The sequence below is a fragment of the Sphingobacterium sp. UBA2480 genome (assembly GCF_002341965.1).
GTDB lineage: Bacteria > Bacteroidota > Bacteroidia > Sphingobacteriales > Sphingobacteriaceae > Sphingobacterium > Sphingobacterium multivorum.
In genome coordinates this window covers 85,709-100,066 of the sequence record NZ_DDPA01000010.1, presented here as the reverse complement: position 1 = coordinate 100,066, position 14,358 = coordinate 85,709, and the positions used below count along the sequence as shown (strand labels likewise).

General features: G+C 39.9%; 9 protein-coding genes. All 9 read right to left on the bottom strand.

Features of this window, described 5'->3' with window-relative positions; all coding sequences use genetic code 11:
• Positions 1 to 143 precede the first annotated feature (143 nt).
• Positions 144 to 992, bottom strand: a complete 849-nt coding sequence (locus tag B3600_RS24305; RefSeq protein WP_286754756.1) for an MbnP family protein — start codon at positions 990 to 992, stop codon at positions 144 to 146.
• Between the two features lie 23 nt (positions 993 to 1,015).
• The gene (locus B3600_RS24300) at positions 1,016 to 3,004 is read right to left on the bottom strand and encodes a TonB-dependent receptor plug domain-containing protein (protein WP_286754755.1); all 1,989 of its coding nucleotides are present in this window, start codon (positions 3,002 to 3,004) and stop codon (positions 1,016 to 1,018) included.
• Positions 3,005 to 3,009: 5 nt separating this feature from the next.
• On the bottom strand, positions 3,010 to 3,915 hold the full coding sequence (locus B3600_RS24295) for a hypothetical protein (RefSeq protein ID WP_286754754.1): 906 nt from the start codon (positions 3,913 to 3,915) through the stop codon (positions 3,010 to 3,012).
• Between the two features lie 384 nt (positions 3,916 to 4,299).
• Entirely contained in the window at positions 4,300 to 4,677 is a 378-nt protein-coding gene (locus B3600_RS24290) for a hypothetical protein (RefSeq protein WP_075990767.1), read from the bottom strand.
• A gap of 190 nt (positions 4,678 to 4,867) precedes the next feature.
• The gene (locus B3600_RS24285; RefSeq protein ID WP_286754753.1) at positions 4,868 to 6,208 is read right to left on the bottom strand and encodes a DUF5125 domain-containing protein; all 1,341 of its coding nucleotides are present in this window, start codon (positions 6,206 to 6,208) and stop codon (positions 4,868 to 4,870) included.
• Between the two features lie 57 nt (positions 6,209 to 6,265).
• Positions 6,266 to 7,738, bottom strand: a complete 1,473-nt coding sequence (locus B3600_RS24280; protein ID WP_286754752.1) for a glycoside hydrolase family 30 protein — start codon at positions 7,736 to 7,738, stop codon at positions 6,266 to 6,268.
• Between the two features lie 78 nt (positions 7,739 to 7,816).
• A complete protein-coding gene (locus B3600_RS24275; protein ID WP_286754751.1) occupies positions 7,817 to 9,334 on the bottom strand; it encodes a RagB/SusD family nutrient uptake outer membrane protein in 1,518 nt (505 codons plus the stop codon).
• An 11-nt stretch (positions 9,335 to 9,345) separates the two neighbouring features.
• The gene (locus B3600_RS24270; protein WP_286754750.1) at positions 9,346 to 12,324 is read right to left on the bottom strand and encodes a SusC/RagA family TonB-linked outer membrane protein; all 2,979 of its coding nucleotides are present in this window, start codon (positions 12,322 to 12,324) and stop codon (positions 9,346 to 9,348) included.
• A 255-nt stretch (positions 12,325 to 12,579) separates the two neighbouring features.
• Positions 12,580 to 14,208 carry a DUF6377 domain-containing protein gene (locus B3600_RS24265; protein WP_286754749.1) on the bottom strand — a complete coding sequence of 543 codons (1,629 nt, stop codon included), beginning with the start codon at positions 14,206 to 14,208 and terminating at the stop codon, positions 12,580 to 12,582.
• Positions 14,209 to 14,358 lie beyond the last annotated feature (150 nt).

Genomic DNA, 14,358 nt, shown 5'->3' with positions numbered 1-14,358 from the left:
CCTATTAATTTTATCAAGGGTTGATGAATATTCAAAATGCAAACAAGAGTCTAATGCAGAAAGCATCCGTTCGCTTTTATGCCTAATGTATTTTCCATAAATGGCTACAATCGCATTCCAGATCATAGCCATTTATATCATATTTAGTTAGAAACACCTTCAACAGTGAACATCCCTGCTGTATCGCTGCTTCCGTTGCCGCCAAGATTATCAACAAACTTCACCATTTCCACTGCTGAATGAATACTAGGTGTAGCATTATTGGCCCCCAAGGTGATGGTATTCGTTTTACCGCTTAGGAGCTTATCGAAATCTGCCCTGATGTTAATCTGTGGTATACTTTTTCCAACAGTAACTATGGAAGGTAAATTCAACGTAATGTCCCGGTAAGCATCTACGCCCTGTTTATAAGTGGATTCATCGCCGTTTGTACCGTTGACCGTACTCCCTGTGTGAATAGACAACTCTTTATGATCAACACCATAAAAGCCCTCCAATTTCGTAAATCGGTAACCTGTCCCCCATTCCCAATGCATTTTAGTATCATTTGCTCCTGCTGTTGCATAGAAAACTGGGAATCTCAGTTGATCCAGAGTATTTATTTCCTGTTTTACCCCCAAACCGAATTTGATCTGTTTATACTCGCCAACAGGTATATTACTCAGTACATAATTTAAAGTTGCTGCTTTCGCCTGATCAATTACTGTAGCCCCTTTATCCAGGTCATTTACATTATAAGGGATCTCAGACCCATCGGCTTTAATAAGTCTGATATTGCTAATTACATACTTTAGCTCAGAAAACTGATACAGTTGTCCGCTGGCGGATGTATTTGTCGTGGCAGCTGGGGAATCTGCACTACCCAGCACAATTGTTGCATTTTTAAATGTATTGTTGAAATGTAAGTTAACACTGTTAGCGACGTCTTCACTTTTGCTACAAGAAACCATAACCAAAGAGATCATCAGGAGTTTAATTGCATTGTTTTTCATTTTATTTTTAAGTTTTAAGGTATTTAAAAATTGATTTTTAAGGATGTAAAAATATTCCTACCCATGCGTGGTATATTTCCCCAATCCGCATAGGTACTATAGTATTCATTGAAAAGGTTCTCCGCACCGACCTGAAACGCGGCATTTAATTTCCCAATATTGAAGTTATAATCTGCCGAAACATTCCAAATCTTATAGGATGCAGTTTGGTCCTCTCCGTATTCAGGACTAAAATTGACTTGACTAAAGTCCCCGTTCATTGAAGTTTGCACGCCGATCATTTTGTATCGGTAATGCACTGATGTTTGATAACTTAAGGGACGTATAAAGGGCAGGTTTCCGCCCATATTGTCTTGCCCTCTGGCATAGGTAAGTATAGCTTTCCAATCTAGACCAGGCAAAATTTGATATTGCGCATTGAGTGCCAGATTAAACAGCGTCGCATGATCTAAAGAGGTATAGCCTTTTACGCCTACCGATTGATAGTTCATGGGGCTACCCAAACTCAAAATCCGGCCAATAATGTAGTCTTGTATAAAGAAATAATTGGCCTTGGCCCCAATGCTTAGCTTTCCGGTCTTAAATCCGGCACTGGCATTGGCTTCATAAGAAACTTCATTTTTTAAATCTGGATTTCCGATATAGTCATAACGATCGAAACTGTTATAGATGTAGTAACCATACGCTTCCGAAACAGAAGGAGCACGATGCCCAAACCCTGTTCCTAGAGAAAAGTCAAACTGACCAATATTTAACTGATAGCTAGCATGTAGGCTCGGCAGAATTCTATTTTTCTTCTGTGGAGAACCCGGATGGAAGATCCAGTTGAATTCAACGTATTTCGAATAGTTATAGTTCAAACCCAATGACCCCCCAAAGACAAGTCTACTGATATCAGAAAGATCTAACGAGTTATTAATGGCTACACTCGCGAAACGGGTGGTCACCCATGGCCAGCTATAGGCAAACATAGTTTGTTTCGATCGATCTTGCGGATACATACGCATCTCAGCTATCGATAGATTATCGTAAGCATTTACCTGTATTTCCGAAGAATAACGATCTTTCTGCAGATTAATTTTAGATAAAAGACCGTAGGTCGTACTCCAGCCTGGCATATCCATATGGACCAAATTCTCCGGACGGGTTGTATCATCCATATAGTGCTCAACAGCATTAAAATAAACTTTGGTGTCCCATACTTTTACCAAGCCCTCTTCAAACAACTGTTTGTATGTAGCGGAAGTGATGATCGCTCTGGATAAGGATAGGTCCATTGGTAAAGCTGGAAATCCCACATCTTTTGCCCGATCAAAAATAGCATCCACCCTAACGGCAGAGAGCGGACTTGTTTTATAGGCCAAGCCCAAAGACGCATTGAATTTATTATATTGCGAATGCCGTACTTCATCGTCATTTCCATCATAATAATTTCCAGCCTTCCGGAAGGCAATACTTCCATCTGCCACAAATTTGTCGCTCGAGTAATATAAATTTCCAAGATTGAACGTCTGCTTATTATTGAATTCAAAACCTGTCTGATAGGCTCCGCCAATTTTTTTCTGCAGCCCAAACGAGGTATTCCTTCTTTTTAGATCTATACTGCCCGCGACCGTAGCGCCATGCAGATTACCCTCCTGCCCCGATTTAATATCGATGGCAGCAAGATTATTACTTTCTACATAAGAGGTTATCGGGTCCATTTTATCCGTACATGCTCCAAAGACATGCATCCCGTCGATCGTAATTATCGAACGCTCGCTACTCATATTATTGAGTAGGGGTTCCCAAGCGTAGGCACCACGTTTGATGAAGCTGATATTACTTGCAGAAGCCAAATATTCATCCACGGAGACTGTCATCTTTAGATCGTTTTCGATCCTCCTTTTAGTAGCTGCGGTGACTGTAACCTCCGCTAGACGTCTCGTGGTATCGCGCGTAATAGGATTGTTTTGTCCGTGTACGTTCCATCCCAAAGACAACATAAAGAGCATAACACTTATTTTCTTCATAGCCTCTAAAATAGAATGTCGATGTATAACTCACTTTTACGCCCTTCTACCCCAGGTGTAAAGTCTTTGGGTACCTCAGTTCCTGCTATTACCCTTCCATTTTGGTTGACCAAAATAAAATTCAACGTCCAGTTACCTGTCATTGTGTAATTTACAATACCCTGGTACAATCCATCGGCCTGTTGTACCAAGTCCTTATTATTGGGAGAAGAATGGTTGCCCATCGAAGGTTCTGGCATACGTGGATCTAATTGCAAGGTGTATCCATTGACAGTTGTATAAGACGATTGTGCAGCGTCTAATTTATAAATCCCTGCGACCAGTTTATTTTCAGAAACATTTGGTTTCCAAGGAGCAATCAAGGCGATTAAATAGTGTTCGCCATCTTTCCCGGTAAAGGTGGTTATATTACGATTTTTATTGGTCTGCGGCATTACAGTTACATGCTGTGTAGCAGAGAAAATCTGATCGCCAATTTTAAAATCGATTTCCAAGCTCCAGTTTGCTGCTGCAGAACTTTCATCTGTAAACACACTGTAACCCGAAAAGTAGCTCCCATCCAACGTATGGTCCATTACGGACTGGTTTGGACAAACAATTTTCATTCCTTGCATATTGGTTTGGATGGGCAGCAATTTGACTGCGGAAACGGCTACAGGTTCATTATTTTGCTGCTTATTGATTTTCACGCGGATATCATTATAACCGCGGTACAATACCCCGCCCGGGGCTTCAATATGAATATTGTACCCTGAAGAAATAAGGCTTGTAACCTCTTTAAACTCCATATTCTCTTCAACAGTATTTCCTCGTTCGGCCTCATAGTCTGTTTTCGCCTTGGTACAGCCGACTACAAGAAGACCTATAATCGCGATATAAAAACCCGCTTTTTTTATAAATAAATCTCTCATCTATAATATTTCATGTATAAGGAAGCTTTCCGATTTACTTCGTGAACTCGCAAGCCCGGTTTAAATAAATCATGCTGGCATCCTATATGACAAATGGATATATTTTTGTAGCGAAATGAAATCATCCTGTTGATATTAAGTAGATTACTAACCACGATCAACATTATAATGATTCAGAGCCACATCGCAATGTAGTCCAAATAACCATATTGGTTTCTCTGAAATAAATACTGAATAAGTAGTTTAATCGGAAGATTGATTACTTTGACAAGACATCGCTAAACGCATTTTGACAACGCAATTCTAAAGCGATGCTAGCGTTAGCATACACTGTAAATCATCATCAGCGATCGATTACTTATTCAAATAAATTACTAGCTGGATTTAAACCAAAGGGGGATGAAATATTGTAAAGATGGGATTATAGGAATAATCTTCTTTATATACTGGAAGCAGGCGCTCCACAGTGTCTTCATAAAGAGCCGTGTTTTTAAACGTAAAATCTTGCGTATTATTTATAAAAACAACATCAATGATACGTAATTCAAGATTTTTTTGTTCCTTTTCCTCATGTTCGCGCATTTTCTTCATCAAAATACACTGGCCTCGACAGGCAAGCGCATTATCGTTAAAACGATTGATACATTCGTAACGTGCGATATAATCTCGATTCAACTCGAAGACTGTCCATAGCCATACCGTTGAGAAGCTCTGCAGGAGCATCAAGGGTAATAGAATCCATATAAACAGTCTGATTTTCATTCGAATATTTTATTCTCAATAGCAGCTTACATCAGGAAGATTACTTCATTATCTTGTAAACTGGCCAACTCTTGATAATCTGTGTGAGTTTGGGCAAATATAACAAATGAATCTTGGAATAAACAAATGCTATTTAAAAGAAAAAGTCCTAGGAAGACTACTACCTAGGACTTATAAGACTCAATTATAATTATTTTGTCGCAATCGTCAAGACAGCTTTCTTATTGCCTGCAGCTAAATCCAATGTAAAAACATAGGTTTTACCGGTCTCTAATACTTTAGCGGTTTTGATGCCAAGATTGCCCGAGTCGCGTCCATTCTTTCCATCCCCCACAAAAACGATATCACTTGTCGTTGTCAGGTCTGTGCCACCAAATTCACCGCCCCATCCTTTTTGATGGAAAAATTTGAAATTGATGTTATCAGAATTTATAGACTCTCCTGCCTTAACAGTTATCTGGTATTTCTTGTTGCCTAGCGGCACCAGACAAAGCGCTTTATCTGTGTTCCAGCCTACCTGATTACTGGATACCTTAGGTTTTCCGATTCCTTCACCAATAATCCAAACCGCCCCACTTCCGTCATCTTGTAATTTTGCTAAATCATTACCTGTCATCGCTTCAACCACAAAATATTTTAAGGTAAAGTCCGCAGTAACGCGATACTTACCGTTCATTCCGTTGAAAGCGATTGATCCGTCAGGAGCTTGTGTAAAATAGTCCGGATCAATCCACCAATTCTTCAGATCTTCTATTCCGTCAATAACCACCTTCTCGCCTTTTACCATATTCAACTCTGCCTTAAAGTGCTCATCATCAAGGCGACTGAATACCGTTCCATTAATGGCATAAGCAATAATAAACGGTGAAGCTTGATAAGTTGAGGTATTAAATGCGATGCTATAGGTTCCAGAAGTTGAATTTGAAAATGGGATTTCAGCCGTAGACCCTAGGTTTATAACATTATTGACCCAACCAAAATTCATCAGATTGCCTTGTGCGCCCACTTTTGGTGCTTGAATATAGCCCTTTACCGAAAATGGAAAATTCTCTTTTGCCGCATATTGATTACGCCCTACCCTTTCCATGCGATAGGACTTAGATGCTGTGACTAAAGTTAAATATGGAAAGTCGGGTCTGCTCAGATTAATATCAAAAGATTGTTCCGTTATTTTTTGGCTAATATTCTGTAAGACAAACTTAAGGGTTGCTTTTCCATCGGGAATATCTTTCAGGAACGGAACATAAATTTTTCCAGTATAATCTCCATTTTGTTTGGTACGAATGACGGTTTCTGTTACCTTGTCGTCTGTAAAATACAATTGTGCTTTAACAGTAGACAGCGCAACTTCACTATCCGACACATGCACCTGAAATTCGAGACTATCCCCAAAATTTGCAGTCGAGATAGGCGATTTCAATTCGATTTTAGGATCCCCTATTTGATAGGTATATTTTTCATCCTTTTTACAGGAACTAACTGCCGTAATAGCAGCAGTTCCCAATAGTATATTGATGAGATATCTTTTCATTTGTTCATAATTTATGCGCTATCCATTTGATAGCGCTTAAGGTTTATCATCCTCCAATTAATAGGTCCAGCGGTAAGAAACAACCGACTTAGCTGGCACATCATAACTAAAATGATGTTTACCATCTGCCAAGGTAATTTTACGACTATCGCCCGATTCGTTTAACAGAACAACAGCATAGGTTCCGTCTGTATTTTGAAATGCAGTATAAACCAACCCTTCCGCTGTATACCCAGAAGCCCCAATCCGTGTGGCCCCTGATTTGACCACCGAGGAAAGATGACCAACAATATAGTAATGCGAATTGCGCGTTATATTCTTATAATTTGCCCTACTAATATCCACGGCGCCATAACATGTCTGACAGCCACCTTCGCGATTTGGCCCTTTGTCGGTATCAAGCATCAGGTTCCATACAATGACGCCCTTGCTCCAATTGTTGACGGTGCCCAATGCAACTTCACGCATATCCTCCATCAAACGTTTTTCAAGATTGCGTCCATCATTCCATTCCCCAATGGATGTTTCCGTAAATACCAGTTCCTTATCTGGGCGTTGATTATGAATATCGATAAGTTCAGCCTTATCCCCACCATAATTATGGTACGCCGCTCCGGCGAAGAATGAAGCCGCTCCGGCATCGTTATAGATCTTTACAGGGTAATCAGCCTGATCAGCAATGTTATCATAGTTATAATTATGATCAAATGCATAGATCTTTGTTGATAAGTTAGCCGCTTTTAACTGTGGGCCCAAAGCTTGTTTGACAAAAGCTTGTTGCTCTTGCCATGACATATAAAGCGAAGCGGAATTTTTTCTGTTCAATGGTTCATTTTGAACAGTAATCGAATAAATATTAATGCCTTCTTTCTTCATTGCTTGGATCCATTGAACGAAATACCAACCATAGTCCTGATAATACTTTGGATTTAACTGACCACTGGTCCACGAATCAAAGGGCTTTAAATCAGTTAAGTTGTTAACTTTCATCCATTTCGGTGAAGTCCATGGAGAGCCCATGATTTTTATGGATGGATTGATGGCAAGTATTTCTTTCAGCACTGGAATGATATATTGTGTTTCTTCCGACTGTAGTCCAAAATTTTCCTTTCCTTCCTTATCCCAGCAGGTATATTCACTCAAAGAGAAGTCGGAACATCCAATAGCAATACGGATGTAATTCATTCCCATTCCATCTTTATCTGAGAAAGTCTCCGTAAGAAATTTTGTTCGATCTTCCTTACTCATCTTCATCAGATTATAGCAGGTAGAGCCTGTAACTGCTGCACCGAAGCCGTCCATTGTCTGAAATTTCTTAGCTGGATCTAGCGTAATTGTATTGGGCGACATGTTAAATTTGGAACTGAAATCAACAAAGCGTTTTCCAAAATCCAAAGACCGACTGCCTGTCGTCGTATAAATGGTAACGTCACCACTTTTTTTAATTTCATCACCTTGTGAAGGTGTATAGCTGTCACGGTTACAAGATGTTGCCGTCACTAGACAGGACAACAAGAATGTATATATCATAGTTTTTTTATTATTGCGTTTCATCTGTTAATAAATTTTTCGCCATCCATCAAATGAGGATTTCCGTTGTTAAATCAGTTAATACCCCGGATTCTGAACTAGATTAGGATTCTGATCAATTTTTGGTTGCGGAATCGGTAAACGGTAAGAGTTCTTCGTGAAGGGATACACCTGTGCCTTTCTTCCAGCATCTTTAGCATAAACAGCATTCATGACAGATTCCACCTTATCTAAGCGCACGAGATCAAACCATCTTTGTCCTTCGAAGGCCAATTCAAGACGACGTTCTTTCAAATAAGCGTCTAATAAAGCATCCTTATTTGAACGTACGGCAGCGGATATTTTAGGCAATTTAGCACGGGTGCGAATTTTGTCAATAATGTCTGCCGCTCCAGATAGATCTGATCCCTGCTGAATTAATGCTTCCGCTTTTAACAATAAAAGGTCTGCGTAACGAAGCTTGACAATACTATTAAATGCAGAACGTAATTTAAACATGAATGGATAATGGTTTGACGGATAATAGTTGCTCCAAGTAGTGGAATAATAAACAATAGATTGCCCCAAACGAACCTGGTCCCCTTCATTCGTATACGCTTGAATCAAGTCCCGAGATGGGGTTATCCATTTGGCCCATGTGAAGTTATTATCATAATTGGACAAATCCCTTCCAAACATCCAAGTCGCCCAATTACCTCCACCCGAAGTAAACTGTGCTTCCAAAATCGATTCTTTCGTATTCCGCTGTGCAAGATCTGTGTTGCTTGCATTCATTGCATATAGATCTGAGTAATTGGTATTCAGATCAAATCCATCCGCAGTCAATGCGTCAACATATTGGATAACTTTAGCGTAATCGCGAATTGGTTTTTCGGCATAGATCTTTGCCAGCATCGCTCGTGCGACGGATTTGGTAAATAAAGTCTTATTCCCATTATTGTTGGCTGGTGCATCAGCCAATCCGTCCATCAAGTCTTTTTCGATCTGCTTATAGGCTTCTTCTTCTGTGGCTTGTTTTGGAAAATATTGCGGATAAACTTCATTGACATTGTCACCAGTAATATCGGGTGCAATTGTGGTAATGACAGGGATAGATCCGAATATACGGACCATATCAAACATCGCCAATGCTCTGAATAGTTTAGCTTGTGCCTTATACGTTCTAATATCCGTATCGCTCAACGATTTATCAGCAACACTATCAACGTAAATGATCAATCGATTTGCACGTCCAACATCTTCCAGATATCTTCCCCAATCCCGGTCAACAACCGAATTAGACCCTTCAATAGAATTATTTTCGAAAGGTACAACTTCCGCTCCCGTCGTTCCCGCATAGGAATTATCGGCATGGGAATCTCCGATTAGGAGCAGATCGAGATACCAATGTTCCTGCCGATCTTTCATTTGCTGATAAATCCCCGCCAAATAGGTCTCAACCTCAGCTCTATTCTTAAAAACAATCTGCGTTCCTGTCTCGGTCTTCCCTTGACTCACATCCGAATAATCTGAAAGTGGATCACGGTTCAAAGAGCAAGAAAATAAAAACAAAGAGCCGGTTAGCAAAGAAAGAGCATTACTTATATATTTTTTCATGATACAGACAATTAAAACTCAATATTAAGACCTAAAACAAATGAACGATTCTGTGGATAGGTACCCCAATCTATACCTTGGATTCTCGAATCGGATCCGCCCGAATATTGGTTTACTTCCGGATCCATACCTGAATACTTAGTCAAGGTAAACAGATTGCTTACAGATAGATAAGGCTGAATTTTATGGATACCAATACGCTTCAGTCTCTCCGGAGAAATGGAATAGCCCAAGGACACATTTTTCATCCGCAAATAACTACCATCTTCAACAAAATAGGTTGAATTTTTCATGTCAAACCCAGCTTTAGGAACATGTGTAATCTGTCCCGGTACCCGCCAGCGATCCAATACAACTGTCGTTTGATTTCGACCATCATACATCCCCTCTGTTTCCATACGGCTGGCATTGAAGATGTCGTTTCCATAAGTTCCCTGAATGAATATGCTTAGATCGAAATTTTTCCAAGAGAAACTATTTGTCATACCATACACAAACTTTGGCAGGGGATTGCCGATATACGTACGGTCGCTTGACGAGATCTTGCCATCTCCGTTCAGGTCGCGATACATGAGCTCACCGGTTTCAGGGTTTACGCCATCTGAAATATAACCGAAGAATCCTGCAAGCGATCTTCCGGGCTCATTTTTCACCACAAAATCATTGACATAATCGTTCGTTTTGACATCATAATACACCTGTTGTAAGTCGAGCTGCTGAAGCTTATTTCTGTTGAAAGAGATATTAAAATCTGTATTCCAAGTCAAGTTTCCGGTCAGATTTTTCGAATTTACCGCAAATTCAAAACCATGATTATTCAACCTTCCACCATTTCTTTGGATTGTAGTTGCTTGCTGTCCTGCAGGCAAGCTCGCATTCATTAAAAGATTCTTGGTATCCTTGTTGTAGTAATCTGCGCTGATGCTGAGTCGATTATTCAACATCGTGATATCAAAACCGATACTGGTTGTGCTTGTCGTTTCCCAAGTTAAATCTTTCGCTCTTAAAATTGTTGGTTTATTGATATTTGGTACAGCATTGTCTTTTCCCTCAACAAACCATTGTTGACGTTGGATACCGCTCAATTGCAGGTAAGCATAATCGCCTAATCCGTATTGATTACCTGTCTGTCCCCATCCCCCCCGGATTTTTAAGTCGTTTATCCAGGTTACATCTTTCATAAAATCTTCAGCAGAGATTCTCCAAGCAGCCGATACCGATGGAAAATAGCCCCAGCGTCGTTCTGGACTTAGCTTGGAAGAACCATCGGCACGCATATTTGCGGTCAATAAATACTTGCCATCATAATTGTACATTGCGCGTGCGAAATAGGACATAATCCCCCAATTGGATGCTGTAGATCCTGTTCTATCCCAAGAGATCTTATTTGCAGCATTAAGTGTCTCAATGATTCCATTAGCATAGTTTGAACCATAGATATAGCTTCTGGAGTACTTAGAATCCGTCCATGACGAACCGCCCATTACTTCCAAATTATGCTTTCCGAAGTTCTTCGTGTATGTCAAGAAATTGTCCCACGTTAACACGGTATTTGTATTACGAATATCTGAAGCTTCCCCGAATTGATTTCTTCCCCACGCTGTCGTCCAAGGATCCAAAAAAGTGGTCATCACCCCGGATCTTCGATCTAATGAAAACGAAGTTTTCCATGTTAAGTTAGGCATAAAGGAAATCAATGCACTTCCTGTGGCAACAAGACGGTTTTCGCGGTTATTGTTATTCCTTGTCCGGGCTAAGTTTTCCAATGGACTTGTAATGTTGTTGATCCCATAAAAATTATTATAGAATCGATCTGGATTTGTTGGATCCCATACAGGGGCGTAAGTAGGTGTTGTGATTACAGATGTAACTACTCCACCACGGTTAGAACCCAATCCGGAGGTAATTCCATTATCATTGTTATCGGAATAATTGATATTCGCATTCACCTTTAGCCATTTTCGAACTTGGTTATCAATATTAGCACGAAAATTATATCGTCTAAAAAAGGATCCTTGTAATGTTCCTTTTTCGTTCAAATACCCCCCACCTAAATAGTAACGAAGCTTCTCATTGCCATCCGAGATGGATATCTGATGATTTTGTTGAATACCTGTCTTGTAGGTTTCTTTGAACCAATCCGTTTGATCCAACAATCCCTCTGGCAGATTTATCATACCTATTTCATCCTGTAAGTCTTTGTATTGACTGGTATTTAAAACGTTGACAGTGTTATTGACAACATTGGCTGTCCACTGTGTTCCAAGCGTAATTTTTGCCTCGCCGGCTTTTCCTGATTTTGTCGTAACCAAGATGACACCGTTTGAACCACGCGAGCCGTAGATCGCTGCCGATGAGGCGTCCTTTAGAATTTGAATGTCCGTGATATCATTGGGAGACAAGAACTTAATATCTTCCACAGGAACTCCATCAACAACATATAAGGGAGTCGTATTGCTATTAAAAGACGTTATCCCCCGAATTTGTATCTGAGGTGCTGCACCTGGCTGACCACTCGGCTGAATAACAGTGACGCCGGCAGCCTTACCTTGAATGGCTTGTCCAAAATTGGTGACGGGCCTCTTTTCAAGGTCTTTCGTGGAAACAGAAGAGATTGCAGTCGTGACATCTTTTCTTTTGACGCTACCATAACCGATTACAATGACATCCTCCAGCATATTGGTTGATGAATTCAATTGGACGACCATGGTACTGTTGGCAGGCAATTCTTTGCTGTCGTAGCCAACAAACGTAAATTGGAGTATACTGCCGGTGCTAGCAGAAATTTGAAAACGCCCATCTGCATTACTGGAGACTGCATTATTACTTCCTTTTTGTGTAATGGTTACTCCAGAGAGTGGTTTCTGATCTTGAGCATCCAAGATACGTCCACTGACTTGAACTCGGTCTTGGGCAAATACCAAATTCACCAAAGTAAACAAGAAAGCTAGCCCCATTGAAAAGGCAACTTTTCGTGTAAAGTAAATCATATGAAATAAAAAATTGGTTATTGTTTAATCTTTTGGTTATTCCAAAATGGCAATGAGTTTCCCCTGCTTCATTGCTCAAAACAAAACTAAGATCACCAAGACGGAGAAAAAAGAGCTAGTACTGAAAAAGTACCAGAAAAAAAATGCAAACAGCTAACATAAAGATTATTACAAATTAAATACAGCATTAAAAAGTACCTACAGGAGCGTACAATCGTCTTTAAAACAGCCAATTTTCGGGTATTACCCTACATTTTAGGCCCGGTCGATCACCGCAATCTGACACACAGCAGCTTCAAAAGCATCGCGGTTTCCCGCAGCCTTATTACGCACTTTTGTTCTATAATTATAAACTGTCCGAAGAGAATATCGAAGGAAACTTGCAATCTTCACGGAATCATCGATTCCTAATCGAATCAATGCGAAAATCCGAAGTTCAGTATTTAACAATTCTGTTTTTTTTGGATAGATTTTCTCGTCCTCCTGAAGTAAGGCATTGAATTCATCAACAAAGGTTGGATATAGATTTAAAAAGATGCGGTCAAAATTAACATAGAGTTGCTGCACCTCTCTTTCTTCCATTTGCGTTGACTTTAACTGTTCGCGTAAGGCATCCCACTGCTGATTCGTCGCTTTTTTCAACAGTGCTTTTCTGATATCTTCCATTTTATCGATATAACTCGAACACATATCAAAGAATTGCGCAATATATTCTTCTTTAATATGATTGGATTCAGATAATTTAAGGTTAGTCTGGTTTATTTCATCATTCAATGATCGAAGTTGTTGGTTTGTAGCCGATAATTCCGATCGTATCCTTCTCAAATGTTGCACCTGTCTATAAATAATGACAAGTCCAATGATTACACCAATCAATAAAATACTGACGATAATGACCAAGCCTACCAGTTGCCGATTTTGGCTACTGATTTTCTGCTGATAGGCGGCATTGATTATAGGATAAGAAGAGGTACCTTCAATAATGCGATACCGCACTTTACATAACATCGCATCGTCTATGGCTTTTTCAATAAACTGAAAAGCGCGATCGAAATCCTGTTGGTCGTAATACGTTAGCGCCAGATCATGAAAAGATGCGTTGTCGCGATTAGCCATTTCAATATCTGCACTGGCCGATATGGAAAGATAGTAAATTTGACTTTTCGTATCCTTTTCATATTTATAAATGAGCCCCATAAAATAGGCTATCAGCGCGCGCTGCTCAATATCCTTTTTGTTCTCATTCCAGAGGACCAACAATTGCTTTTTAGCATCCTCACGATTACCATTAAAAAGTGTTTTTATAGCGATGGTTGTACGATACTCCAAGGAAGACTTTGGTAGTACCGTTAACAGAGAATCACGATACTTTTCACTTGCCTGGTAATATTCTGATCGATTATTGCTCTGACCGTAATGACTATAAAAGGAGCTGTAGGTATCGTAATATTTTGCCAGGAGATCCCGGCCAAGATGAGCGGGCTCAACTTGCTTTAACAATTGTGAAGCTTCTATATACCGTCCGACGGTGGAATACACCCAGGCCAAATCGAGATGAATAACCGCCTGTAAGGAGTCATTATTCGGTGGAGCGAGCTTTTGACACAGTAAAATATAAGTAAGCGCTGCGTCAGAATCAAACTTCTTATAATTTTCGAAGATTTCGTAGTTCTTCTTCAAAAATTGAACGGGATTACTTTCTAATGCTTTGGCCTCCTGTTTTAATTTCTCCAATTTATCTTCACGGTTCTTGATGTAAATTTTCTGATTTTCCATCAAATATTCCAATCGTTGCAAAACCCGGGTACTATCGGAATCTACTTGCGCAGATAGGTAAAGACTAAAATGAGCAAAAAGAATAAAAAGAAAAATGCGCTGCAACATAATAAACTCGGTTCAACATCGTGTAGACTAAACTACATAAAAATAACAACAAAAAAGAGGACGTCTCCCGACGGCCTCTTCCCCCGACCCAGTTAAGGGTCCAAGAATTAACAAGTTAATTCTTTATCGCATGAAAAATAGTTTTCTTTT

Excerpts from the sequence above, each read along its gene's own strand:
- B3600_RS24305 (WP_286754756.1), bottom strand. The coding sequence starts at position 992 with ATGAAAAACAATGCAATTAAACTCCTGATGATCTCTTTGGTTATGGTT.
- B3600_RS24300 (WP_286754755.1), bottom strand. The coding sequence starts at position 3,004 with ATGAAGAAAATAAGTGTTATGCTCTTTATGTTGTCTTTGGGATGGAAC.
- B3600_RS24295 (WP_286754754.1), bottom strand. The coding sequence starts at position 3,915 with ATGAGAGATTTATTTATAAAAAAAGCGGGTTTTTATATCGCGATTATA.
- B3600_RS24290 (WP_075990767.1), bottom strand. The coding sequence starts at position 4,677 with ATGAAAATCAGACTGTTTATATGGATTCTATTACCCTTGATGCTCCTG.
- B3600_RS24285 (WP_286754753.1), bottom strand. The coding sequence starts at position 6,208 with ATGAAAAGATATCTCATCAATATACTATTGGGAACTGCTGCTATTACG.
- B3600_RS24280 (WP_286754752.1), bottom strand. The coding sequence starts at position 7,738 with ATGATATATACATTCTTGTTGTCCTGTCTAGTGACGGCAACATCTTGT.
- B3600_RS24275 (WP_286754751.1), bottom strand. The coding sequence starts at position 9,334 with ATGAAAAAATATATAAGTAATGCTCTTTCTTTGCTAACCGGCTCTTTG.
- B3600_RS24270 (WP_286754750.1), bottom strand. The coding sequence starts at position 12,324 with ATGATTTACTTTACACGAAAAGTTGCCTTTTCAATGGGGCTAGCTTTC.
- B3600_RS24265 (WP_286754749.1), bottom strand. The coding sequence starts at position 14,208 with ATGTTGCAGCGCATTTTTCTTTTTATTCTTTTTGCTCATTTTAGTCTT.